The sequence below is a fragment of the Paracidovorax avenae ATCC 19860 genome (assembly GCF_000176855.2).
GTDB lineage: Bacteria > Pseudomonadota > Gammaproteobacteria > Burkholderiales > Burkholderiaceae_C > Paracidovorax > Paracidovorax avenae.
In genome coordinates, this window is the sequence record NC_015138.1 from 4663856 (window position 1) to 4688526 (window position 24671).

The 24671-nt window shown below is 67.1% G+C and carries 23 protein-coding genes; 15 read left to right on the forward strand and 8 right to left on the reverse strand.

The genetic code is table 11. The annotated features are described in order from the left end of the window. Positions 1 to 88 precede the first annotated feature (88 nt). Positions 89 to 1348 (forward strand): multifunctional CCA addition/repair protein, encoded by a 1260-nt coding sequence (locus tag ACAV_RS20240; RefSeq protein WP_013596444.1) that lies wholly within the window; start codon positions 89 to 91, stop codon positions 1346 to 1348. Positions 1349 to 1375: 27 nt separating this feature from the next. On the opposite strand, the gene trxC is transcribed toward ACAV_RS20240, so the two are convergent. Further along, the gene (gene trxC / locus ACAV_RS20245; RefSeq protein ID WP_013596445.1) at positions 1376 to 1831 is read right to left on the reverse strand and encodes a thioredoxin TrxC; all 456 of its coding nucleotides are present in this window, start codon (positions 1829 to 1831) and stop codon (positions 1376 to 1378) included. Between the two features lie 123 nt (positions 1832 to 1954). On the opposite strand from trxC, the gene otsB reads away from it, so the two are divergent. From otsB to ACAV_RS20265, 4 genes are all read left to right on the forward strand, one after another. Further along, a complete protein-coding gene (gene otsB, locus ACAV_RS20250; protein WP_013596446.1) occupies positions 1955 to 2692 on the forward strand; it encodes a trehalose-phosphatase in 738 nt (245 codons plus the stop codon). A gap of 182 nt (positions 2693 to 2874) precedes the next feature. Continuing rightward, positions 2875 to 4632, forward strand: a complete 1758-nt coding sequence (locus ACAV_RS20255) for a glycoside hydrolase family 15 protein (RefSeq protein ID WP_049791279.1) — start codon at positions 2875 to 2877, stop codon at positions 4630 to 4632. Positions 4633 to 4668: 36 nt separating this feature from the next. Beyond that, positions 4669 to 6048 (forward strand): alpha,alpha-trehalose-phosphate synthase (UDP-forming), encoded by a 1380-nt coding sequence (gene otsA / locus ACAV_RS20260; RefSeq protein ID WP_013596448.1) that lies wholly within the window; start codon positions 4669 to 4671, stop codon positions 6046 to 6048. A 24-nt stretch (positions 6049 to 6072) separates the two neighbouring features. Continuing rightward, entirely contained in the window at positions 6073 to 6333 is a 261-nt protein-coding gene (locus tag ACAV_RS20265) for a helix-turn-helix domain-containing protein (protein WP_013596449.1), read from the forward strand. Positions 6334 to 6383: 50 nt separating this feature from the next. Here ACAV_RS20265 and ACAV_RS20270 read toward each other — a convergent pair whose 3' ends face one another. Further along, positions 6384 to 7319 (reverse strand): ROK family protein, encoded by a 936-nt coding sequence (locus ACAV_RS20270; RefSeq protein WP_013596450.1) that lies wholly within the window; start codon positions 7317 to 7319, stop codon positions 6384 to 6386. Between the two features lie 821 nt (positions 7320 to 8140). Between ACAV_RS20270 and ACAV_RS25150 the strand changes: the two genes are divergently transcribed. From ACAV_RS25150 to ACAV_RS23880, 8 genes are all read left to right on the forward strand, one after another. Further along, a complete protein-coding gene (locus ACAV_RS25150) occupies positions 8141 to 8608 on the forward strand; it encodes a cupin domain-containing protein (RefSeq protein WP_011797228.1) in 468 nt (155 codons plus the stop codon). Between the two features lie 25 nt (positions 8609 to 8633). Continuing rightward, positions 8634 to 9605 carry a 3-oxoacyl-[acyl-carrier-protein] synthase III C-terminal domain-containing protein gene (locus tag ACAV_RS20280; protein WP_013596452.1) on the forward strand — a complete coding sequence of 324 codons (972 nt, stop codon included), beginning with the start codon at positions 8634 to 8636 and terminating at the stop codon, positions 9603 to 9605. Further along, positions 9602 to 11308, forward strand: a complete 1707-nt coding sequence (locus tag ACAV_RS20285) for a non-ribosomal peptide synthetase (RefSeq protein ID WP_013596453.1) — start codon at positions 9602 to 9604, stop codon at positions 11306 to 11308. Before ACAV_RS20280 ends, ACAV_RS20285 begins: the two co-directional genes overlap by 4 nt. Further along, positions 11305 to 11751: a VOC family protein gene (locus ACAV_RS20290; protein WP_011797231.1), complete on the forward strand. Its 447-nt coding sequence runs from the start codon at positions 11305 to 11307 to the stop codon at positions 11749 to 11751. The genes ACAV_RS20285 and ACAV_RS20290 overlap by 4 nt, the downstream gene beginning before the upstream one ends. Before the next feature lie 14 nt (positions 11752 to 11765). Further along, positions 11766 to 12224 (forward strand): GNAT family N-acetyltransferase, encoded by a 459-nt coding sequence (locus ACAV_RS20295; protein ID WP_013596454.1) that lies wholly within the window; start codon positions 11766 to 11768, stop codon positions 12222 to 12224. A 164-nt stretch (positions 12225 to 12388) separates the two neighbouring features. Continuing rightward, positions 12389 to 13762: a lysine N(6)-hydroxylase/L-ornithine N(5)-oxygenase family protein gene (locus ACAV_RS20300; RefSeq protein ID WP_013596455.1), complete on the forward strand. Its 1374-nt coding sequence runs from the start codon at positions 12389 to 12391 to the stop codon at positions 13760 to 13762. Then, complete coding sequence (locus ACAV_RS23875) at positions 13759 to 15168, forward strand: diaminobutyrate--2-oxoglutarate transaminase family protein (RefSeq protein WP_013596456.1); 1410 nt, start codon at positions 13759 to 13761, stop codon at positions 15166 to 15168. Before ACAV_RS20300 ends, ACAV_RS23875 begins: the two co-directional genes overlap by 4 nt. Further along, positions 15165 to 16631 carry a pyridoxal phosphate-dependent decarboxylase family protein gene (locus ACAV_RS23880; RefSeq protein ID WP_081463143.1) on the forward strand — a complete coding sequence of 489 codons (1467 nt, stop codon included), beginning with the start codon at positions 15165 to 15167 and terminating at the stop codon, positions 16629 to 16631. The genes ACAV_RS23875 and ACAV_RS23880 overlap by 4 nt, the downstream gene beginning before the upstream one ends. Here ACAV_RS23880 and ACAV_RS20310 read toward each other — a convergent pair. The 6 genes from ACAV_RS20310 to ACAV_RS20335 form a co-directional block, all read right to left on the reverse strand. Next, a complete protein-coding gene (locus tag ACAV_RS20310) occupies positions 16619 to 17530 on the reverse strand; it encodes an amino acid ABC transporter substrate-binding protein (protein WP_013596458.1) in 912 nt (303 codons plus the stop codon). The two genes, ACAV_RS23880 and ACAV_RS20310, sit on opposite strands and share 13 nt — an antisense overlap. A 115-nt stretch (positions 17531 to 17645) precedes the next feature. Further along, entirely contained in the window at positions 17646 to 17840 is a 195-nt protein-coding gene (locus ACAV_RS20315) for a DUF2905 domain-containing protein (RefSeq protein WP_013596459.1), read from the reverse strand. Positions 17841 to 17959: 119 nt separating this feature from the next. Further along, on the reverse strand, positions 17960 to 18883 hold the full coding sequence (locus tag ACAV_RS20320; RefSeq protein ID WP_013596460.1) for an ABC transporter permease: 924 nt from the start codon (positions 18881 to 18883) through the stop codon (positions 17960 to 17962). Continuing rightward, positions 18880 to 19893, reverse strand: coding sequence for an ABC transporter ATP-binding protein (locus ACAV_RS20325; RefSeq protein WP_434799806.1), 1014 nt, complete (start codon positions 19891 to 19893; stop codon positions 18880 to 18882). Before ACAV_RS20325 ends, ACAV_RS20320 begins: the two co-directional genes overlap by 4 nt. An 80-nt stretch (positions 19894 to 19973) precedes the next feature. Next, the gene (locus ACAV_RS20330) at positions 19974 to 21035 is read right to left on the reverse strand and encodes an ABC transporter substrate-binding protein (protein ID WP_013596462.1); all 1062 of its coding nucleotides are present in this window, start codon (positions 21033 to 21035) and stop codon (positions 19974 to 19976) included. A 62-nt stretch (positions 21036 to 21097) separates the two neighbouring features. Then, entirely contained in the window at positions 21098 to 22018 is a 921-nt protein-coding gene (locus ACAV_RS20335) for a TauD/TfdA dioxygenase family protein (protein ID WP_013596463.1), read from the reverse strand. A gap of 303 nt (positions 22019 to 22321) precedes the next feature. Between ACAV_RS20335 and ACAV_RS20340 the strand changes: the two genes are divergently transcribed. Together ACAV_RS20340 and ACAV_RS20345 are read left to right on the forward strand one after the other, a co-directional pair. Next, on the forward strand, positions 22322 to 23278 hold the full coding sequence (locus ACAV_RS20340) for a TauD/TfdA dioxygenase family protein (RefSeq protein ID WP_013596464.1): 957 nt from the start codon (positions 22322 to 22324) through the stop codon (positions 23276 to 23278). Between the two features lie 52 nt (positions 23279 to 23330). Beyond that, the gene (locus tag ACAV_RS20345) at positions 23331 to 24668 is read left to right on the forward strand and encodes an ABC transporter substrate-binding protein (RefSeq protein ID WP_013596465.1); all 1338 of its coding nucleotides are present in this window, start codon (positions 23331 to 23333) and stop codon (positions 24666 to 24668) included. The last annotated feature ends 3 nt before the right edge of the window (positions 24669 to 24671 follow it).

Here is a 24671-nt window from a genome sequence, read left to right on the forward strand (position 1 = left end):
GGACAGGCAGGAAGGATCGCCGCGAATATACCGGCCGGTGCCCGCGCAGCGCACGCGGGGGCGCCGCCCGCCGCCGTACACTGCCCGCATGCAGATCTACATGGTGGGCGGCGCCGTGCGCGACCGGCTTCTGGGCCGCCCGGTGAACGACCGCGACTGGGTGGTGGTAGGCGCCACGCCCGACGACCTGGCCGCGCGCGGCTTCCTGCCCGTGGGGCGGGATTTTCCCGTCTTCCTCCACCCCGAGACGCGCGAGGAATACGCGCTGGCGCGCACCGAGCGCAAGAGCGGGCGCGGCTACCGCGGCTTCGTCGTGGACACGGCCCCGGACGTGACGCTGGAGCAGGACCTGTCGCGCCGCGACCTCACCATCAACGCGATGGCGGTACGCGGCGAGGATCCTGCGGCATGGGAACTGGTCGATCCCTACGGCGGCGCACGCGACCTGCAGGCGAAGCTGCTGCGCCACGTGACCGACGCCTTCCGCGAAGACCCGGTGCGCATCCTGCGCGTGGCGCGCTTCGCCGCGCGCTTCACCGATTTCTCGGTCGCCCCCGAGACGATGGAACTCATGCGGGAGATGGTCGAGGCCGGCGAGGCCGCCGACCTCGTGCCCGAGCGTGTCTGGCAGGAGATCGCGCGGGGCCTGATGGAAGCCGCTCCGTCGCGCATGTTCGAGGTGCTGCGCGGCTGCGGCGCCCTGGCGGTGCTGCTGCCCGAACTCTACCGGCTCTGGGGCGTGCCGCAGCGCGCCGAATACCACCCCGAGGTGGATACCGGCGTGCACGTGATGATGGTGCTGGACATGGCCGCGCGGCTGCAGGCGGCGTTGCCGGTGCGTTTCGCCTGCCTGGTCCACGACCTGGGCAAGGGCACGACGCCGGCCGGCGTGTTGCCGCGCCATATCGGGCACGAGCAGCGCAGCGCCACCCTGCTGGCCGATGTGTGCGAGCGCCTGCGGGTGCCGGTGGAATGCCGCGAGACCGCGGACGTGGTGGCGCGCGAGCACGGCAACATCCACCGTAGCGCCGAACTGGGCGCAGCGGCCCTGGTGCGGCTGCTGGAGCGCTGCGACGCGCTGCGCAAGCCCGCCCGTTTCGCCGATGTGCTGCTGGCCTGCGAATGCGACGCGCGCGGCCGGCTGGGGTTCGAGGAAACACCCTATCCGCAGCGCGAGCGCCTGCTGGGCGCACTGCAGGCGGCACGCTCCGTCGATACCGCGGCCGTGGCCGCGCGGGCCCAGGGCCGCGGCGCGTCCGGCCCGCAGGTGGGCGAATGGATCCGCCGGGCGCGCGGCGACGCGGTGCAGGAGTGGATGGCGGCGCAGCCGCCGGCGGCCGGAGCCTGACGGGCCCCTTCCATCGGCGCCGCGGCCTCAGGCGCCGCCGGCCGTCCGCACCCAGCGCACGATGTCGTTGGCACCCAGCGCGCCGGAGATGCGCGCGACCTCCCGCCCCTGGCGGAACATCACCATCGTCGGGATGCTGCGGATGCCCAGGCGCGCGCCGATGGCGGGATGCGCCTCGGTATCGAGCTTGGCGAGCTGCACGCCCGGCCCGAGCGTCCGTGCCGCCTGCGCGAAGGCCGGGGCCATGGTGCGGCAGGGCCCGCACCAGGGCGCCCAGAAATCCACCACCACCGGAATATGGCTGCGTCCGGTATGGCGCCCGAAGGACGCATCATCGAGCACCGCGGGCTCGCCCGTGAAAAGGGGCTGGTGGCATTGCCCGCAGTCCGCCTCGACCGTGCCGGGCGGCGCGGCCAGGCGCTCGGCCGCGATGCGGTTGGTGGTGTGGCAGTGCGGGCAGACGATGTGCGGGGATTCGGACATGGCGGCAGATGCGCGGCGACACGCGTGTTTTCAAGCCACGCCCGCAGCGGCTGCGGCACGCCTACAGGGCGCCTGCCTCGCCGCCTACAGGCTCGGCAATGCCATCTGGTAAGGTATGTGCCAATGCAAAAGCCACCGTTGCTGACCGCGCGCCATGCGCTGTTTCTCGACTTCGACGGCACGCTTGCCGACATTGCACCGCACCCCGATGCGGTGCAGGTACATCCTGGCGTGGTGCCGGCCCTGCGGGTCCTGCACGAACGCCTGGATGGCGCCCTGGCCATCGCCACGGGCCGCACGCAGGCCGATATCGACCACTTCCTCAGCCCCCTGCAGCTGCCGCTGGCCTGCGAACACGGAGCCCAGTACCGGATGGGCAACGGCGTCACCGGCGGCGTGCCGGCGCCCGACCTCGCCCCCGTGGTGCGCGCCGTACAGCCGCTGCTGGACCGCTATCCCGCGCTGGTGCTGGAGCGCAAGAGCGCGGGCATGGCCCTGCACTACCGCCAGGCGGTGGAGCTGGAGCCGCTGTGCCGCGCGGCGCTCGAGCATGCGCTGGCGCAGGCGCCCGGGCTGGAAATCATGCAGGGCAAGTGCGTGCTGGAGATCAAGCCCTCCGGGCCGAACAAGGGCCGGGCGATCGCGGATTTCATGCGCCAGGCGCCCTTCGCGGGCCGCATCCCCGTGTTCGCGGGAGACGACGTGACCGATGAATACGGCTTCGATGCCGCACAGGCGCTCGGCGGCATCGGCATCAAGATCGGAGCCGGCGACACCCGTGCGCTGGCGCGCTGCGACGACACCACGGAACTGCGCGAATGGCTGTTCCAGATGGCATCGCCGGAAGGGTTTCCCGCATGACCTCTCCCACCCCGACACCGCCTGCATCCTCCCCGCCCCCGGCATCCGCCGCCGCCGGCGCTGCGGCCGCCGCCGCGGCCAGCGCACCGCCCTTCGCCGACGGCAACCTCGGGCTGTCGCACGACCCGCTGCCGCGCCCGCCGGGCTTCACTGCGCCCGGGGAGGCCTCGCTGTCGCTCGGCATGGTGGGCAACTGCTCGGTCAGCGCGCTGGTGGACGCCAACGCCCACATCGTGTGGTGCTGCCTGCCGCGCTTCGACGGCGATCCGGTGTTCAACGCCCTCATCCAGCCCGGCGAACAGGGCAGCCGCTTCGCGATCGAACTGGAAGACCAGGTCGAGAGCCGCCAGTGGTACGAGCCCAATACCGCGGTGCTGCGCACGCGCCTCACCGATCGATCCGGCAACAGCATCGAGGTGACCGATTTCGCGCCGCGCTTCCAAGCGCGCTCGCGCTTCTTCCGCCCGATGCTGCTGGTGCGCCGCATACGCCCCGTGCAAGGCTCGCCGCGCATCCGCGTGACGGCGAACGTGCGCTTCGGCTGGGGCAGCGAGAAGCCCGCCATCACGCGCGGCAGCAACCACGTGCGCTTCGTGGGCGCGGACCAGACGCTGCGGCTGAACACCGATGCCCCGCTCTCGCACGTGCTCTCCGGCCAGCCGTTCGTCCTATCGCGCGAGTACAACTTCCTGCTGGGGGCGGACGAATCGCTGCCCTACGGCATCGCGGACACCGCCCGCTCCTACGAGCAGGAAACCGTCGCCTACTGGCGCCAATGGACGCAGCGCCTGGCGGTGCCGCTGGAATGGCAGGACGCCGTGATCCGCGCGGCGATCACGCTCAAGCTCTCGCTCTACGAGGACACGGGCGCGATCGTTGCGGCCATGACCACGAGCATCCCCGAGTCCGCCCACAGCGGCCGCAACTGGGACTACCGCTACTGCTGGCTGCGCGACGCATTCTTCGTGGTGCGCGCGCTCAACAGCCTGTCCGAGACGGCCACGATGGAGGACTACCTGCGCTGGCTGAGCAACGTGGTGGTGGAGACCAGCAGCGGCCACATCCAGCCGCTCTACGGCATCGGGCTGGAGCGCGAGCTGCCCGAGTATTTCGTGCCGCAACTGGCCGGCTACCGCGGCATGGGCCCGGTGCGCGTGGGCAACCAGGCGGCGGAGCACTTCCAGCACGACGTGTACGGCAACATCGTGCTCGGCGCCGCCCAGGCCTTCCACGACCGGCGCCTGCTGCATCCGGCCGGGCCGGCGGAGTTCGCGCGCATGGAGCAGATCGGCGAGCTGGCGGTGAAGGTGTACGGCACGCCCGACGCCGGCATGTGGGAGCTGCGTACGCGCGCGCGGGTGCATACCTCTTCCGCGCTCATGAGCTGGGCCGCGTGCGACCGCCTGGCCAAGATCGCCGACTCGCTGCAGCTGACCGACCGCGCCGGCTACTGGCACGGCCACGCACGGCGCATGAAGGACGAGATCCTGGAGAAGTCCTGGAGCGACAAGCGCCAGGCTTTTGCCGAAAGCTTCGGCGGCAGCGAGCTGGACGCCAGCGTGCTGCTCATGGCCGAGGTGGGCCTGATCGACCCGCGCGACCCGCGCTTCGTGAGCACCGTGGACGCCATGGAGCAGACGCTCTGCGACGGCCCCTACATGCGCCGCTACGAGGCGGCGGACGACTTCGGCAAGCCCGACACGGCCTTCAACATCTGCACGTTCTGGCGCATCGACGCGCTGGCCCGCATCGGCCGCCGCAGCCAGGCCCGGGAGATCTTCGAGGCCATGCTCGCCGCCCGCAACCCTCTGGGCCTGCTGTCGGAAGACACGCACGCGCAGACGGGCGAGATGTGGGGCAACTTCCCGCAGACCTATTCCATGGTGGGCATCATCAATGCCGCCATGCGCCTGTCGGCGCCCTGGGACAGCGTGATCTGACGGCACCCCGCCTGGATTGAACAACAAGGAATTCCCATGAGCCGACTCGTCGTCATTTCCAACCGCATCGCCGATCCCCGCAAACCCGCCGCAGGGGGACTGGCCGTGGCCCTGGGCGAGACGCTGAGCCGCACGGGCGGCATGTGGTTCGGCTGGAGCGGCACCATCACCGAGGACGGCGTGCCCGGCGAGGGCAAGCTGCAGACGCGGCAGGCCGGCGGCGTGACGCTGGCCACGGTGGACCTGTGCCAGGAGGACCACGACAGCTACTACGCGGGCTACAGCAACAGCGTGCTGTGGCCGGTGTTCCACTACCGGCTGGACCTGGCCGATTTCAATGCGGGCTACATCGCGGGCTACCGGCGCGTGAACCAGATGTTCGCGCGCAAGCTGCTGCCGCTGCTGAAGGAGGACGACATCCTCTGGGTGCACGACTACCACCTGATCCCGCTGGCGGCCGAGCTGCGCGCACTCGGCTGCAAGCAGCGCATCGGCTTCTTCCTGCACATTCCCGTGCCGCCGCCGCTCATCATGGCGGCCATTCCGCAGCACGAGTGGCTGATGCGCTCGCTGTTCGCCTACGACCTCGTGGGCCTGCAGAGCGAGGCCGACGTGTCCCACTTCACGCAGTACCTGAGCAACGAGGGCGGCGCCGAGAGCGTGGGCCCGCAGCGGCTGCGCGCCTTCGGCGGCACGGTGCAGGTGGGTGCCTTCCCGATCGGCATCGACGTGGACGAGTTCGCGCGCCTCACCGCCGCGCCGGACGCGGTGCAGACCTACGAGGCGATGAAGGACGAGTATTCGCGGCGGCGCCTGCTGATGGGCATCGACCGGCTGGATTACTCCAAGGGCATTCCGCAACGGGTGCGGGCCTTCCGCGAACTGCTGGCGCGCTATCCCGAGAACCAGCACAGCGCCACGCTCATCATGATCGCGTCCCCGACGCGCGACAGCGTGAACGCCTATGCCGACCTGCGGCACGAACTCGAGGGACTGTGCGGGGCCATCAACGGCGACCACGGCGACCTGGACTGGATGCCCGTGCGCTACATCCACCGCACCGTGGCCCGCAAGCGCGTGCCCGGGCTGTGCCGGGCCTCGGCCGTGGGGCTGGTCACGCCGCTGCGCGACGGCATGAACCTCGTGGCCAAGGAATACGTGGCGGCGCAGGACCCGGAAGACCCCGGCGTGCTCGTGCTCTCGCGCTTCGCAGGCGCGGCGGAGCAGATGAAGGAAGCACTGCTGGTGAACCCGTACGACACCCAGGGCATGGCCGACTGCATCCAGACCGCGCTGCGCATGCCGCTCGCGGAGCGCCAGCAGCGCCACCAGGCCCTGATGGACCGCATCCGCCGGCACGACATCCACTGGTGGCGGCGCACCTTCCTGGACGCCCTGGAAAAAGCCCAGGACTAGAGCCGGCACGGGCACAATGCGCGCATGGCCCAAGGCAAACGCATCTCCGTTGACATCTCCGAGGACGCCCTGCAGGTGATCCGCGCCCTGGGCGCGGCGGCGAAGCAGGCGCGACTGGCGGCAGGCGACGGCCAGGCCGCGGCCGCGGCGCGGCTCGGAGTGCATGTGCAGACGATCGGCCGGATCGAATCGGGCGAGCCCGGTGTCGCCATCGGGCACGTCATGGGCCTGCTGGCGCTCTACGGCGTCGCCGTGGCCGCCAGCACCCCGTCCGCCAGGCCCTGACCGCGGCTGCGGACGGTGCCCGCTGCGGCCAGGCAGCCCCTGGCTTGCGCTCAGCCGGCCATGGCGAGCGCCGCGTAATCCCCGATCTGGTGCCCCAGTCCGGCCGGCACCACCAGCACGCCGCCCGTGAGCGCGGGCAGGTGTCCCGACACTTCGGCCTGCAGCCGGGGCAGCAGGAAATCCTGGTGGTGCAGGAACACGCTCCCGCCGATGCTGATGCGCTGCAGGTCCAGGATGGCGACGAGGTTGTAGAGCATGCGGCCGAGCACGCGGCACATCTGCGACACGGCCTCGGCGGCGGCGGCATCGCCTTCGCGCGCGGCGCCGATCAGGCCACCCGCATCGCGGCCCCAGCGCCGGGGAATCGCGTTGCCCGCGACCAGCGATTCCACGTCGGCCACGTTACCGCAGCCGCAGGTTGCGTCCTGCGGGCCATCGCTGGAAAAGCTGTGCCCCGCGTGGCCCGCATTGCCGTTCTTGCCGCGCAGCACGATGCCATCCACGCACAGGCCCACGCCGACACCCGTGCTCCAGGTGACATAAGCGCAGTGGTCCAGCCCCTGCAGTGCGCCCCAGCGGCGCTCGGCCACGAGCGCGGCCACCGCATCGTTCTGCACGTTCACGTTCTGCAGCACCTCGGCCAGCGGGGCCTGCAGCGGGATGCGCGTCCAGTCGTTGGGCAGCAGGCTGCGGTCGGCGCCCGGCAGGCCGCCGCAGATGTTGGGGGTGGAGACCTCGACCATGCCGTCCTGCAGGACGAAGGGCCCGCAGCTCGCCACGCCGGTGGACTGCAGCTGCGCGCGCGATATGCCGGCCTCGGCACAGGCCTCGTCCACCATGCGCAGGCACTGGCGCGCCAGCGCGTCGGGCGGCCCCTCCTTCACGGTCGGCTCGGTGCGGCGCGCCACGAGCGTTGCCCGGTCCGTTCCCGCGGGCGCCAGCGCCACCGCGACCTTCGTTCCCCCTATGTCGATACAAGCTCTCATCGCCACCTCGGTCGATCGGAAAAGGCGGCGCGCCATGCCGGCGCCCGCCGCGAAACATCGAGCCGGCAGTATGGAGGCAACCGGCGTGTCTGCAGTGTAGGCCGGGGGCGTCGCAGGTGCGGAATGCGGCCGCCATCGCAGCGCAAGGCCTGCCCGGAGATCACGCGGACTGCCAGCCACAGGCCGGTCCTGCCCCAGTTTCCTGCGAGTCCCCCGTGCAATCAGGCAGTCCTTGCATGCCGCACCCAATATTTCGTTTATAATCATTTTTATACTTAATCAATATTATTGCCATTGTCACCAAGGCGACAGATTAATAATTCCGTTGTATTCTCTGGCTGCAAGAAATGGCAGCGAATCCACGATGCATTACCAGAAAAATCAAAAAATACCAATGGGCATTGACTGAAAATCCACGCCTCCGAATCGATGCATGTGCGTGCTATCGGTCCGCGAGGTGTTTTTCTTGTGAACCGCATCTACCGGCCACTCCGGCATTTCGACTCGACTCGCCGTGATACGCACCATGTGTTGTCAAAAAATCATTCCACCTCCTGATTCGACAGACGCTCCAGCCAGGGATACTGCAGTCGCGCATCCTGAATCCGCAGCTCACTGACACACGCCGACGCTATCTGCCGGGGAAACCTCCACTCACCCCGATACCCGACATCAAAAGCTTTGGCAGTTATTTCTCGGATTTCCCCCATTGCCTGGCGACCCCTCAAAACCTACCGCACATGCATTTAATTCAATCCCGCCTTGCCACGGTGACGTACCTGTTTCTTGTTTGCTCATCCCTGGCGGGATCGCCCGCGGCCATGGCCGCGAATTCCGGGATACCGGTCCGCTTGGCCGTAGGAGCCAAGGCAGCGCCCGCATTCTCCCCGGCAGCGGCACCGGATTTACGCCCGGTGGTACTGGTTTCGAAGTCCGTCCCCGCCACGGCTCGTGCCGTCAAGGCTTCAGACAGGGATCCGCACTACATCACCCGAAACGGCACGCACTTCACATACAGGTGCCACGTTCCCTACACCCTTCCGGGCCAGGTGGCAGCCATCGAGGTCTGCGAAATCGAGCCAGTGGATCTGGAAATCCTGTCGTGGCCGGAAACAGAGGTGATCCACATCATTCAGGGCATGGTGACCGTCACCGGAACAGATGGCTTGGGCAAGACCTACTCGGCCGGAGACATCATCGTGCTGCCTCAAGGATTCAAGGGTACGTGGAGGCAGACCCGGAAGCTCCTCAAGGTCGCCGTACGGCAGCCGCTGTATTGGAAGGAATGAAGGTGCCCTGCCAGGAAACAGCAGCATGACGGTGGCTCGTTCACACAACGCCGTCCCACGCAGACCCGTCCATATCGGAGCGGCCTGCTACGCGGCGGGACCGCTGGTGCCTCTCGAAGAAGCGATCAGCGACGAGGCCATGCGGGCCAGGCTGCGCAATCCGAACCACGGTTCAGACACGTTCCCCCAGTGGGACCACGACATCGCCGATCTGGCGGAATCTGCCATCACTCAGTGCTTGACATCGGCCGGCCGGCAGGCATCGCAAATCGACGCCGTCTTCCTCACATCCAACGGGCTGGACGCCCGGGACAACCTGGATGGAAGCTGGCTGGGCGTCCTGGATGCCCGCCTGGACCTTTGCCATGCTCCGCACTACCAGTTGGGCATGGCTGGATGCGCGGGCTTTCACTGGGCCGCGAAGCTCGCAACGGGCCTGATCGAATCGGGACAGTGCGATCACATTCTTGTCGCCAGTTTCGACAAGGCACAGGACGGATTGCAACGCCTCTACGCGGAGAACCCGGACTTCCCCTACCTCACCGGCGATGCGGCCGCAGCATGCATCTTCAGCAGTTCTCCGGCATCACTGGATTACCGACTGGTCGGGCGCATCATCAACAAGTGGGATGGACGACAAGCCATCCGGACGTCCTTCAAAGAAGAAATCCGCTGCATTGCCCGCCTTATCGAAGATACCCTCGAAAGCGCGGCGATGCGTGCCGACGAGATAGACCTGCTCATCTCCAACAACTATTCGCTCGACATCAGCCGCCTCTACTGCCAGATCGCCGGGCTGGACTATGCGAAGGCATTCACGCACACCATCGGCAGCCACGCGCATTGTTTCGGCTCGGACAACCTCATCAACCTCCATCACGCCGGTCGCCTGACAACGGTCGGCACAGGCCAGAAAACCATGCTTTTCAGTGCCGGCCCGTTCCAGTGGGGCGCCTGCGTCCTCGAAAGAACCAACGTTTTCGGGGAGGGTGCATGACCAATGTGATGCACCGGCTTTCGGAAATCGTGCGTCGGCAGCCTCGAGCTGCAGCGCTCATCTCCGATGCACAAACGGTCAGCTACCAGGACCTGGGCGTGCGCATTGCAGAAATCGCCCGATCGATCGACATCTGGTTCCTGACGCACCTCGGCCGCGAAGCGGGCAGCAGCGACGCCATCGGCATCTGCATGGGAAAAAGCACCGATCTCTATGCGTCGATCCTGGCCATCCTCGCCACAGGCGCGAGCTATGTTCCTGTCGATCCCTTGCTCCCTGCGCAATTGCAGGCGCACATCCTGGAGACCTGCAGATGCAGGCTGGTTCTGGCGGCGCCCGACACCCGGCTCCCGGTCTCCGGGGTATGCGTTGCCCCGCCTGGCGAAGCCGCCGACAGCCATCCATCGCAGTCCGCAGCGTGGGCATTCCCATGTCGTGCAACGGGGCAGGACCGCTGCTACACCATCTTCACGTCCGGATCCACCGGGCGCCCGAAAGGCGTGCAAATCCGGCACGACGGCGTACTGCACCTCGTCGACTGGATGCTCCGCGAGATAGCGCTGAAGGAATCCCATCGGGTACTGCAGTACTCCACGATCAACTTCGACGCCTCGGTACTGGACATCTTCCCTGCGCTCCTGGCAGGTGCCACCCTCTGCATTCCCCGCGACGACCAGCGGCTGTCCGCCACCGGGCTCGCGGAGTTCTGCGCGCGCCACAGGATCCATCAGGCGTTCCTGCCGCCGGCCATGCTCTCCGTGCTCGACCCGCAGCAGTTCCCGACCCTGGAGACCCTGCTCACGGGCGGAGAAGCCTGCAGTCCTGCGGTAATCCAGGCGTGGGCGGCGGAGCGGCGGTTCTACAACCTCTACGGCCCCACGGAGTGCACTGTCCTCGTGGCGTTCAAGCGCATGGAGGCATGTCAGGCGCGGACCAACATCGGGCAGGCTATCGACGGCGCACGGTTGCATGTCCTGGATGAACAGATGCAGCCGGCAGTTCGGGGAGAACTGCACGTCGCCGGCCCGATGGTGTCACAGGGGTACATGGGCGACTCTCTGGCGACCACGCGGAAGTTCGTCCTTTGCCCCGAAGTGGATGAAGGCCGCCTCTACAAAACCGGAGATATCGTCGAACGGGATGCCTGCGGCGATCTTCATTTCCTGGGACGTCTGGACCGGCAGGTGAAGGTCCGAGGATTTCGCGTGGAACTCGAGGAAGTCGAAGGCGCCCTGGTGCAGTCGGGGTGTCTGCAGGCGGCGGTCAGGCTGTCGCCGGACGGGCAGCTGGTCGCCTATGTCGTGCTGCCGCCGCAGATAGGGCTGGACGCACTGCGCCAGCAGCTTGCCCAGTATTTGAGCGACTACAAGGTCCCGCAGTGCTTCATACCGATACAGCAGCTTCCCCTCAAGGCCAGCGGCAAAGTAGATTTCGATGCCCTGCCAGCCACCACGCCACGGCTTGCGGCGGGTGCTTCCAGCCGGCCCTGCGAACCCATCCTGTCCCTCTGGGAGGAAATCCTGGATCTCCCGCAGGGTTCGCTGGATGCCCATTCCGACTTCCAGGAGGCCGGCGGGACCTCCATCAAGGCGATCCGCCTGCTGAGCGCCATCGAGGAACGCTTCGGAGTGCGCATCCGGTTCTCGGAGTTCCTCGATAACCCCACGCCCCATTTTCTGTACAACGCGATACCTCATCCATGACAACGCCCCTGCTCCCCCAGCTGAACCACATTGGCCTGACAGTCCACAGCATCGCGGACACGATTGCCTTCTATCGACAGATCACCACGGTCGAAATCTACGAGGAGCCGGTCCACATCAGCGGCGACGGAGTGGGGCAGATCATTCGGGTCGAGAAGCCGGATTACCACTCGTGCATGGCCCGCATAGGCCAGCGCAATTTCGAACTCATCGAACACCACTCCTCCAAGGGGCGGCATCTCCTGGCATCCCACAGCGACGTCTGCGGCATCCATCTCGCGTTCATGGTCGAGGACATCGAAGGCGTTTTCCAACGGGTGAAGGCGCTGGGCATCGACCCCACCACGCCGGAGCCCTACACGGCCCACGAGCTGGGAGGCTACAAGGCATTTTTCTTCCGGGACCTCAATGGTGTCCAGGTCGAAATCGGACAAGTCCACTAACGCACGGAATCAACATGCAAGTCATCCAATGCACCCTGGAACAACTCGACGTTCTGGCAGGCCTGTTCAACGACTACCGGATCTTCTACGAACAGGAAGACGACCTCGCGGCCTCTCGTTCCTTCATCCAGTCCAACCTCGAGAAAGAACGCTCGAAGATCTTTCTGCTGCTCGACGGGGACCGCAATCCCGTCGGCTTCTCGCAGCTCTATCCGGCCACATGCTCTCTGGCCATGCGGCCCTATTACTACCTTTCGGATCTCTACATCGCCAAGGCCGCGCGGCAGCAAGGGTACGCGCGATACCTGATGAACTACATCACCGACCACTTCGCGCGCGAAGGCGCCCAGCGATTGACGCTGGACACCGCCACGACCAACCAGATCGCCCAGCGCCTTTATGAATCCTTGGGATATGAGCGGGAGGAGGTCTACATCACCTATCACCAGATGCTCAAGCGCCCGGCCGCGTAAGCATTCCGCACCCGCAAGGGGCGCTGGTTGCCTCCCGTGCTCCAGCAGGTAAAGCCAGATGAGAAGACGGCGAGGATTCGCCGGCCCTTCAGCCAGCGGCCAGTGCAGGTTATTGCGCGAGCCGGCGGCAATCGAACACGAATTGCAGATGCGCAGGAAGTGCCATGAATACGAGCGATGGGCAAGAAGCCGAAGACATACTCGACCTCATCGGGATCGGTATAGGTCCGTTCAATCTGGGTCTGGCAGCGCTGCTGCACCCCATCGATGCCGTGAAGGCGCGATTTTTTGACACCAGGGACACATTCGTCTGGCATGAAGGACTGCTGCTGGATAACTGCTACCTCCAGGTTCCTTTCATGGCGGACCTGGTCACCATGGTCGATCCCACCAGCCCCTTCAGCTTTCTCAACTACCTGAAGGAGCACGGGCGCCTCTACCAGTTCTACTTCTACGAGAGGTTCCACATCGCCCGCACGGAGTACAGCAGGTACTGCCGATGGGTTGCCGAACAGCTCTGCAGCCTGCGGTTCTCGATGGAAGTCGTGGACATCGAGGCACGGGATTCGCTGTTCCGCGTGACGGTAAGGAACACGGCGACCCGGGCACTCTCGAGGCATCTCGCGAAGAACATCGTCCTGGGCGTAGGCACGGTCCCTTCGACGCCGGATGCACTTTCGGCCCTGCTGAACGGTACGGATTTCATCCACTCGTCGCAGTACGCCTTCGCCAAGCCCCATCTGCATGCGAAGCGGAGCATCACGGTCATAGGGGGCGGGCAAAGCGCCGCAGAATGCTTCCTGGACCTGCTGGAAGGCCAGAAGCAGTTCGGATACGAACTGAACTGGCTCACCCGTGGCAGCGGCTTTCTCCCGATGGAGTACTCGAAGCTGGGACTGGAGCATTTCTCGCCGGACTACATCGAGCATTTTTTCGGACTGCACGAGGCGAAGCGCAAGGAAATACTCTCGAAGCAGGGCCACTGGTACAAGGGCATCTCGTTCAGCACCATCGCGGCCATCTACGACCGCATGTACGAGCGATCGGCGGACGGCGCGGAAACAGGCACTGTCCTGCAGGCCCGGAGCGAGCTTCTCGCAGCATCCGGCACCCGCAACGGCTGGAAGCTTTCATTCCGGCACCTCGATCTCCAGGAAAATTTCGAGCTCCATACCGAGGCCGTGGTGCTGGGGTCGGGCTACCGGTATGTGTTCCCCCCCTGCATGGACAGCCTCAAGCCCTTGCTCGCCTTCGACGGGCAAGGCCGCCCGGCCGTTCGGCGCGACTACACGCTGGAGGCCAGGTGGACCGGTTCCGGCCGGATCTTCGTCCAGAACGCTGAAATGCACACCCACGGTATCGCCGCTCCGGATCTCGGACTCGGAGCCCATCGCAATGCCGCCATCGTCAACGGCCTGCTGGGGTTCCCGCGCTACCCCACATCCCGCAAGACCGCCTTCCAGACCTTCGGCATCGAAGATCGCTGGAAGGACGAAGCATCCAGCCGGCAGCCCACCATGGCAGGCACAGCATCATGAACAAACCTCTCGATTTCACCCTCCCGGCACCGCAGGACATCGGCGGTCCCCTTGAACCCACTCCTCAGCGCCGGTTCCAGCAGGGAGTGGAACTGAGGAACCAGGAGCGTCTGGAATCGGAGGTGCGGTCCTACCCGCGGCGCTTTCCCATGGCAATCCGCAGGGCCCAGGGAGCCATCGTTGAAGACACGCTGGGCCAGCGCTATCTGGATTGCCTGGCCGGAGCCGGAGCACTGGCACTCGGGCACAACCACCCCGAGGTGACAGGAGCGGTGGTGGCGGCGATCCAGTCGGGCATTCCCCAGCAGGCACTTGACGTGGCGACACCTTCCAAGGACGCGCTCATACAGGAAATTATGGGATTTCTTCCTGCCAGCTTCGCCCAGGACTCCTGCATTCAGTTCTGCGGTCCGTCGGGATCGGACGCCGTGGAGGCTGCCATCAAACTGGCGAAGCAATGCACGGGACGCCACAACATCGCCGCGTTCCATGGCGCCTACCATGGCATGACGAACGGTGCGCAGGCCCTGATGGGCAACCTGGGTGCGAAGCAGCGGCGCACCGGGCTGATGCCCGATGTGCATTTCTTCCCATTTCCCTACGGCCTGCGCTGCAAGTTCGGCCTCGGCGGAGAGGCCGGTGAACGGGCATCGATCAGGTACATCGAATCCGTGCTGCACGACCAGGAAAGCGGTATGGTCAAGCCCGCCGCCATGATTCTGGAACCCATTCAGGGCGAAGGAGGGGTTCTACCGGCCTCGGACTATTGGTTGCGGGAGATCCGACGCATCACATCCGAACTGGGTATCGTCCTCGTCTTCGACGAAATCCAGTGCGGAGTAGCTCGCTCCGGACGCCACTTCGCTTTCGAACACGCAGGCGTGGAACCGGACATCCTCGTGCTGTCGAAGGCTGTCGGGGGCGGGCTCCCCCTTTCGTGCCTGGTGTTCAAGAAGCGGTTCGACAACTGGACCCCGGGGGAGCACGCGGGCACCTTCCGGGGCACCCAGTGGGCCATGGTTGCCGGCACCAGAACATTGCAGATCATCCAGCGCGATGGCTTGGCCCTGAATGCGGACCGCATGGGAGCCAGCTTGAGCGGCAGGCTGGCAGCGCTACGGCAGGACCATCCATGTATTGCGGAAATCCGCGGCAAGGGTTTGATGCTGGGCATTGAAATCGTTGACCCGAAACGCGTGGATGCGCTGGGTCAACCGCTTGCCGACGGGCAGCGCGCGGCCCGGATTCAGGCCGCGGCCTTGCGGCATGGCCTGATGATAGAGAAGGGTGGACGGCATGGCGCGGTCTTGCGCTTTCTCCCCCCCTTGAACATCACGGATGATCAGATCGATTTCGCGGCCCGGGCCTTCACACACGCCATGCAGGCCACGGAGCAGGCACGGTGACGGAATCGTGGAAAGAGCACTTCATCCGGACGGGCTGCGGAGGTGCTGATCGTTATCGTGCCGTGATGGAGTCCTGCGTGGAGGAACTGTCGAGTCTTTTCGAGACTGCGGTGCGCCCCTATTCGGGCAGGGAGCCGTCCGATCTGCGCGAGCAGGTCTTCCTGCGTGACCTCGGAGTGCAAGCGGTAGCACCGCTGCAGCAGGTGATCCGGGAAGTACGCCAGGACATCGCTGCGCATGCAATCATCGTCCAGCACCCGCATTGCATCGCCCACCTGCACACGCCACCACTCCTGAGCGGCATCGCTGCGGAAAGCTTCATCGCGGCACAGAACCTTTCGATGGATTCTTGGGACCAATCGGGCTCCGCCACTTTTGTCGAGCAGCGGGTCGTGGACCACCTCTGCACACTGTTCGGATATCTCCCCGAGGCGGACGGTGTGTTTACCAGCGGAGGCACCCAGGGCAACATCATGGCCCTGCTCACGGCACGGGACTGGTTCCTGTGGACGCACCACGGGCACCGGGCCAGGCGTGACGGCATGCCCGATTTTTTCCCCAGGCTGAGGATCATCGCCTCGGCCAAGAGCCACTTCACGGTGGACAAGGCAGCCTTCATCATGGGGCTGGGACAGCGCGGCGTGGTGAAGGTGCGGACCGGAAACGACGGTGCCATGGACATGGAGGAGCTGGCATCAACGGTCGAGTCTCTGCGGCAGGAGGGTCTGATCCCCTTCGCCGTGGTGGGAACGGCGGGCACCACGGACCATGGCGCCATCGACGATCTGCAGCGCATCGGCGAAATCTCCCGGGCGCACGGCTTATGGTTCCATGTGGATGGCGCCTACGGCTCTGCCCTGGTGCTGGGCCGCCACAGGCACCGGCTCGCCGGTATCGAGCAGGCCGATTCGATGGTGGCCGATTTCCACAAGCTGTGGTTTCAGCCCGTGAGTTGCGGGGCCCTGCTGTTCCGCGAAGGGGAACGCTTCAGGCACCTGCTCTACCAGGCTGAATACCTGAACCGCGAGACCGATGATCTTCCCAACCTCGTGGACAAGACGATCTCCACGACGAGACGCTTCGACGCCTTGAAGGTCTACATGATGCTACGGGCGGTCGGCACCGAAGTGCTGGGAGAGATGATCGACCACCTGCTTGGACAGGCGCGCGAGGTTGCCGAGGCCATCCGACGCCGCAGGATGTTCGAGCTTCTGGCCGAGCCGAGCCTGACAACCATTCTTTTCAGGTACACCGGCCCCATGCCCGGTACTGATATCGACGCTTTCAACCGCAGGCTTCGCGCCGGACTTCTCAAGCACGGCATAGCCGTACTGGGGGAGACGACTGTCCAGCAGCGCGCTGCGCTGAAGCTGACTCTGCTGAACCCCTGCCTTGCCGCGGAGGACTTCGACAGCCTCCTGGACAACATTGCCGCCTTCGCAGCCCGCGTCTACAGCGAGTAGCCGAGCATCATCGCCACACCCGCCTCCTTGTTGGGGCGGCTGAAACTCTCGCGCGTCAGGCGGCCCACCGGGATGGAGATCTGGTCGTTCAGGAACCACTTCTTGTAGATGGGATCGATCTCGCGGCTGGTGTAGAGCTTGCCGAGCGTGCGGTCCACCACGGCCATGAGCGCGGTGTCGCTCTTGCGCACCATGATGGCGTAGGGCTCCACGGACAGCACGAAGTTGCTGAGCGCCAGGGCATCCTGCGCCTTGTTGCGGGCCACCAGGCCGAGCAGCAGCGAGTCATCCTGGGCGAACGCCTTCACCGTCCCGGCGCGCAGGGCCTTGAACGCCTCGTCGTTGTTGTCGAAGACCTTGACCGTGGCCTTCACCTCGTTCGCCGTGAGCTGGGTGAGCAGTTTCTCGGAGGTGGAGCCCTTGCTCACGGCCACCGTCATGCCGGCGAGGTCCTGCACCGTGTCGGCCTTGGTGCCCTTGGGCACGAGCACGCGGATGCCCGCCACGAACATGGTGGGGCCGAAGGCCACCCGCTCCTGCCGCGCCTTGGTGTTGGTGGTGGAACCGCATTCCAGGTCGATCTCCCCCGCTTCCAGCTTCGGGATGCGCTCGGCGGCGCTCACCGGGCGGTACTTGACCTCCAGGTCCTTGAGCTTGAGCGTGTTCTTGATGTCCTCGACCACCGCCTGGCAGAGGTCCACCGAATAGCCGGCCGCCTTGCCGCCGTTCTGGGCGTCCACGAACGAGAAGGGCCAGGCCGATTCGCGCACCCCCAGGGTGATGGTGCGGGTCTGCTGGATGCGGGCCATCGTGTCGGCAGGCGCCTGGGCCAGGGCGGGAGCGGAAAGGGCGGAAAAGGCCGCGGCGAGCGCCAGCAGCCGGAAAGAGCGGCGGATCATGGGAGAGGACCGGATCGAGGAGGAGGAGAAAGGGAAGGGAAAGGGACGGTGGCAAAAAGCGAGGCAATCACTGTGCCAGGGAAAAACGCCGTGCATGTGACGCCCTTGCCCGTGCTCAGATCCACCGGGCGATCAGGCTGGCCACCGCGCTGAGCAGCAGGGTGCTGGCCAGGGGCAGGTGCCACTCGCGCCCGAACAGGCGGAAATGGAAATCCCCCGGAAGGCGCCCCACGCCGAGCCGCTGCAGGAACGGCGCCAGCCCCTGGAGCAGCACCAGGGCGAGGAAGACGACGATCAGCCAGCGCAGCATGCCGCGAGTGTAGGTGCAGAGCCGGTTCGCCGCATCCCCCCGGTGCGCCGGGACAACGGATGGATGGGGCCGGGCGTTCCGTGGGCAGGAATGCTCTACAGCGAGCAGGCCGCTCGCAACTACCGCTGCACACCCCAGCGCCGCACCGTCAGCCGCTCCAGCGTCTGGAACCCCAGTCCTTCCACCAACAGGCCGATCAGGATCACGAGCACGAGGCCTGCGAACACCTTGTCGGTGTAGAGCTCGTTGCGGTTCTGGAAGATGTACCAGCCCAGGCCGCCCTGGCCCGACGAGGCGCCGAACACCAGTTCGGCCGCGATCAGCGTGCGCCAGGCGAAGGCCCAGCCGATCTTCAGGCCCGAGAGGATGGCGGGCAGCGCGGCCGGCACGAGGATCTGCAGCACGTAGCGGATGCCGGTCAGGCCATAGTTGCGGCCGGCCATGCGCAGCGTCTCGGGCACGGCCTGGAAGCCCGCATAGGTGTTGAGCGCCAGCGGCCACAGCACCGAATGGACCAGCACGAAGACGAGGCTGCCCTGCCCCAGCCCGAACCACAGCAGCGCCAGCGGCAGCAGCGCGACGGCCGGCAGCGGGTTGAACATGGAGGTGAGCGTGCCCAGCAGATCGCGCCCGAACTGCGTGGAGACGGCCAGCGTAGTCAGCACGAAGGCGCCCGCGATGCCGGCCAGGTAGCCCTTGAGCAGCACAGACAGCGAGATGGCCGTCTTCGCCACCAGCTCGCCCGACGCGAGGCCCTCGCCCAGCGCCCGTGCGGTCTGCAGGAAGGTGGGCAGCAGCAGGTCGTTGTCCTGCCAGCGCGCGGCCAGTTCCCACAGCACGGCCAGCACCGCCAGGATGGCGAGGCGGCGCACGGCACCCTGCTGCCACACGCGGGTGGCCCAGGGCAGCGGCTGTTCGGGGGCGATGCCGTCCAGCGGCGGCAGCACATGTTCGACGTCCGGCCGGTAGGGCGGCTCGCGGCGACCGGCCGTCGAAGCCACGGCATGCGCCGCCGCGGGATGGAGAGGGGTCGGCTGGGTCATACGGCGATCCGGAAGGGCAGCAGGGTGCCGGCGGGCTGCCGTCGCGCAGGCGCAGCGGCATGGGCGCCCGCGAGTCCGGGTGCGGCCGCATCGCCCCCTTCCGGGGCGGGTTCGTCGAACAGCAGGCGGTGGATGCGCTGCGCCGTGGCCTGAAATTCCGCGCCGCCCAGGCTGTTCAGATTGAATGGGTGGCTGTTGATCTCGGCGCGCAGCCGGCCCGGATGGGGCGAGAGGATGGCGACGCGGCTGCCCACCACCAGGGCCTCCTCGATGGAGTGGGTGACGAAGATCAGCGTGAAGCGGAACTCCTCCCGCAGCGCCAGCAGCTCTTCCTGCATGCGGCGGCGCGTGAGCGCGTCCAGCGCGGCGAAGGGCTCGTCCATCAGCAGCACGCGCGGCTGCATGGCGAGGGCGCGGGCGATGGCCACGCGCTGCTTCATGCCGCCCGAGAGCTGGTGCGGGTGCACGTCGGCGAACTTCGAGAGGCCCACCTTGTCCAGGTAGAGCGCCGCGCGGTCGGCGGCCTCGGCACGGCCCGTGCGGCGCGCGGCGAGCAGCGGGAACATCACGTTCTCGCGCACCGTCTTCCAGGGCGGCAACTGGTCGAACTCCTGGAAGACGACCACGCGGTCCGGGCCGGGCTTCGTCACCGCTTTTCCGTCCAGCAGGATGCGCCCTTCGCTCGGCGCGATGAAGCCCGCGATGGATTTGAGCAGCGTGGACTTGCCGCAGCCCGAGGCGCCGAGCAGCACCAGCCGCTCGCCCTCGTGCACGTCGAAGCCCACGCGGTGCGTGGCGCGCACGGCGCGCTGCGGCGTGCGGTAGTCGATGCTCACGCCGTCCACCCGCAGCAACGGCGGCGCGGAGGCGGGGAGCGGGCGCACGGGGCCGGACACGGAAGCGGGCACCGACGCGAGCGCACGTGCCCGGACAGGCGCAGGCGCCGACGGGGGATCTGCCAGCGTGCCTTCCGCTCCTCGGGGCTCGGACCAGAGGCCGCCGCCACCCATCTCGTCCCGCACCCGCGCCAGCAGCGCGGAAGAAAAGCTTCCCATGCGTTTCATGCTGCGTCTCCCGGAATCGCCACCGGTCAGCTGCCGCGTGCGGTCAGCGCGTCGTCGAAGAAGTAATCCTTGAGCGCTTCGGGCTTGTTCTTGATCGCGCCCACGCGGTGCAGGAACTGGCCCAGGCCGAGCGTGTTCTCGGGCTGCACCTTGAACTGCACCTCGGGGTTCCGGATGATCTTGAGCAGCAGCGCACGGTCGGTTTTCGCGCCCGTCACCTTCAGGTAGATGTCGGCGGCCTTTTCGGGGTTGGCGGCGACGAACTGGGCCGCGTCATGAAGCCCGGCGAGGAAGGCCTGGTAGGTCTTGGGGCTCTCCTTGCGGAATTTCTCGGTGGCGTAGAGCACCGTGGCGGACGCGGGGCCGCCCAGCACGTCGTAGGAGTTGAGCACGATCCGGGCATTCGGGTTGCCGGCCAGTTCCTGCTCCTGGAACGGCGGGTTGCCGAAATGGCCGGTGATCTCGGTGCCGCCCTTGATGATCGCGGCGGCGGCATCAGGGTGCGGCACGGCGACCTGGATCTTGTCGAGCCGGTTGAATTCTTTGTCGCCCCACAGCTTGGCGGAAGCGAACTGCAGCACGCGCGACTGCACCGACACGCCCACCGCCGGCAGCGCGATGCGGTCCTTGTCGGTGAAATCGGCGATGGTCTTCACGGCCGGGTTGTTGCTGACGAGGTAGTACGGGAAGTTGCCGAGCGAGGCCACGCCCTTGACGTTCTGGCGCCCGCGGGTGCGGTCCCACAGCGTGAAGAGCGGGCCCACGCCGGCCCCTGCGATGTCGATGCCGCCCGAGAGCAGCGCATCGTTCACGGCGGAGCCGCCCGAGAGCTGGAGGAACTCCACCTGGATGTCCACGCCCGCGGCCTTGCCGTGCTTCTCGATCAGCTTCTGGTCCTGCGCCACGTTGAGCAGCAGGTAGACGATGCCGAACTGCTGGGCGATGCGCAGCCTGCCCTCCTCGGCCTGGGCGATGCCGGGCGCCACCAGACCCGCGGCCACCAGGCCGGCCGCCGTGGCGAGGGTGGCGGCCTTGCGCACGAAGGCGCGGCGCAGGAGGGAGACAGCGGTGGGACGGGAACGTGGCATGGGGGGTCTTCTGATGGGTTCTGAAATGGGAGGGCGCGCAGCGCCACAGGGGAGTTCCCGCTCTACAAGGGGAGATCCCCCTCCACGGTCGTACGGTAGAGCTTGCGGCGCTCGCTGTCCGGCGTGCCCGCGGCCAGGTGCTGCACGGAGCGGTTGTCCCAGAACACCAGGTCGTGCGGCTGCCACACATGGCGGTAGACGAACTCCGGCTTGACGGCCGCGGCAAAGAGTTCGGCCAGCAACGCCCGGCTCTCGTCCTCGGGCAGGCCGACGATGCGGGTGGTGAAGTGCTCGTTCACGAACAGCGCGCGGCGCCCCGTCTCCGGGTGCGTGCGCACCACGGGATGGACTGCGGGCGCCACCTCGGCGATCTGCGCGGGCGTGAGTGCGGGGCGCCAGGGGCTGCGCGCGCGCAGCTCCTCGTACCTGGCCAGGTAGCTGTGCTCCGCGCGCAGGGGGCCGATCACGCGCCGCAGGGCCGCGGGCAGCGCGTCGTAGGCGGCGTGCTGGTCGGCGAACAGCGTGTCGCCGCCCTCGCCGGGCAGCTCCTGCGCGTGCAGCAGCGAGCCCAGGCTGGGCCGCTCCTTGTACGACAGGTCCGAATGCCAGTAGTGGCCGGCATCGCCCAGCCCGATCGGCTGGCCGCTCGCGTCCTTGATGTTGGAGACGACGAGGATTTCCGGATGGTCCGCCAGCTGGAAGTTCTTCAGCACGTGGATCTGCAGCGGCCCGAAGCGGCGGCTGAAATCGATGTGCTGGCGCGGCGTGATGCGCTGGTCGCGGAACACCACCACGTGGTGGTCGAGGTGCGCCTGGTGCAGGCGGGCGAAGTCCGCATCGCCGAGCGGGCGAGACAGGTCCAGCCCCAGCACCTCGGCGCCCAGCGGTGCACCAGGGAGCGGGCGGATTTCGAAGCCTTGCGGCGGCGCGTCGTTCTGTGGAGGCGGGAAGGCTTCGGCGGTGCGAGACAGGACTGCGGACATGGCTCGGGATCTCCAGGTGGCGCCGGCCGGGAACACACGGGACGGCGGATGGCGGGGGGCTTGTGTCCACTCTATGCACGACCGCTCATATCCGGAACGAATGGTTTGTCAGTTGTTTACTACCAAAACAGCTAAGCAATGGTCGCTTCGCCTGGCCTGCCGCGGACTGCCCGGTCGCTTCAGATGCCGAACGCATGAGCTTGTGCCGCCAAGTTTTGCGCGCTTGCTTTGACGAAAAACGCGCTTCGCACCGCACACACCGGCTTCCAGAATCCATCCACCCCCTCTTTTCTGGAGCCCTCCGTGAGCCTTGTTTCCGACGAATCGATCGATGCCTCTTTCGGCGACCTGCGCATCCGCCGCGTGGCGGGCGCCCTGGGCGGCGAGGTGCTGGACCTGGAGCTGTCCGCCGGCCTGGACGACGCCACCATCGGCCACCTCACCGCCGCGCTCGTGCGCCACAAGGTACTGTTCTTCCGCGGCCAGCACCAGCTCGACGATGCGCGCCACCAGGCGTTCGGCGAGCGCCTGGGCCGGACGGTGTCGCACCCTACGGTGCCGGCGCGCGAAGGCACGCGCATCTTCGAGCTGGATGCCTCCAAGGGCGGCGGCCGCGCCGATTCCTGGCACACCGACGTGACCTTCCTCGACGCGTTCCCCAAGTACGGCATCCTGCGCGCCGTCACCGTGCCGGCCTATGGCGGCGACACCGTCTGGGCCAACACCGCCGCGGCCTACGAGCGCCTGCCCGAAGACCTCAAGCGCCTGGCCGACAGCCTCTGGGCCGTGCACAGCAACAACTACGACTACGGCGCAGACCGCCTGGTGGTCGACGAAACGCGCCTGCGCCACCACCGCGACGTGTTCGCCTCCGAGGTGTACGAAGCCGAGCATCCGCTGGTGCACGTGCACCCGGTGTCGGGCGAGCGCGCGCTGCTGCTGGGCCACTTCATCCAGCGCATCCAGGGCTTCTCGTCCACCGAATCGGCGCGGCTCTTCGAACTGCTGCAGAACCGCGTGACGCGGCTGGAGAACACCGTGCGCTGGAGCTGGCGGCAGAACGACGTGGCCATCTGGGACAACCGCGCCACGCAGCACATCGCCGTCAACGACTACGGCCGGCAGCCGCGCGTGGTGCGCCGGGTGACCGTGCACGGCGACCCCGCCGTGGCGGTGGACGGCCGCAAGAGCCGCACGCGCCGCCGCCCCGAGGCGACGAACGACGCGCACATCGACACGCTGATCGCGACCACCGCCTGAACCGCGCGCCTTCGCCCGGCCTTCCTCCCCTCCCGCCACCACGACCGCATCCATGACGCAACGCCGCCACCTCCTGCAAGCCGCCACCGGCATCGGGGCCTCCCTTCTGCTGCCGGGCCTCGCTGCCCACGCCCAGCCCGGCGGCGCGCGCCGCTTCCAGGGCACGACACTGAACGTCTCCACGTTCAGCGCCGCCTATCCCAAGCTGCTGCAGCAGTGGCTGCCGGAGTTCGAGGCGCTGTCGGGAGCGAAGGTGAATTTCGACGCGCCCTCGTTCCCGGTCTACAACCAGCGCGCCGATCTGGAGCTGTCCACCAAGGGCTCGGCGTACGACGTGGTGAACGTGACCTTCATCTACTCCAGCCGCTGGATCGATTCCGGCTGGCTCACGCCGCTGGACGAATTCATCGCCAGCCCGCAGCACACGCCGGACGACTGGGACGTGAACGACTTCCTGAGCGGAGCGCGCGCGCCGGAGACGGGCCGCGACGGCAAGCTCTACGGCATCCCGTGGACGGCCGAGGCGCTGCTGTCGGTGTCGTCGCGGTTCGATCTCGTGCAGCAGGCGGGCCTGGCCTTCCCCGACACCACCGACGACCTCGTGAAGGTGCTGCGCGCCGTGAACAAGAAGGAGCGCGTGGCGGGCTTCGTGTCCGACAACCACTACGGCTGGACCTTCGTGCCCTACCTGCACGCCTTCGGCGGCGACGTGTTCCGCAAGGCGCCCGACGATCTCTTTCCCACGCTGGACACGCCCGAGGCCGTGGCCGCCGCCGACTACTACGCGAACCTGATCCGCGAGTTCGGCCCCGACGGTGCGATCACCTACCAGCCGGACCAGGTCACGCAGGCGCTCAAGCTCGGGCGCGTCAACTTCTCCGACGCGGGCCAGCTGCACCTCGCGCAACTGGGCGACGCGGCCACCAGCAAGACGCTCAAGACGGTGAAATTCGGTTTCGTGCCGAAGGGCCCCGCCGGGCGGTTCCCGGGCACCGCCGTGCACGGCCTGGGCATTCCCGCCGGGTCGCGCAACAAGGAGGCCGCCTGGGCCTTCATCCAGTGGGCGCTCTCCAAACAGACCACGCGGCGCGCCGTGGCGGCCGGCTACGGCTCGCCCGCGCGCCGCTCCGACATCGACTCGCCCGAATTCCGCAGCCGCCAGCGCATCAACGGCAGCGACCTCGCCCAGCTGTCGCTCGACTCGATCAGCCAGGCCGAGCGCACCGGCCACATGAAGTACCGCACCGTGGCGGTCTATCCGCAGGTGGACCAGCAGCTCAACAAGGCCATTGCGCTCATCGCCTCGGGCCAGGCGAATGCGCGGCAGGCGATGCAGCAGGCGCAGGCGCAGTCCATCGCCGAGCTGCGCCGCGCGGGCCAGAAGATCTGAGCC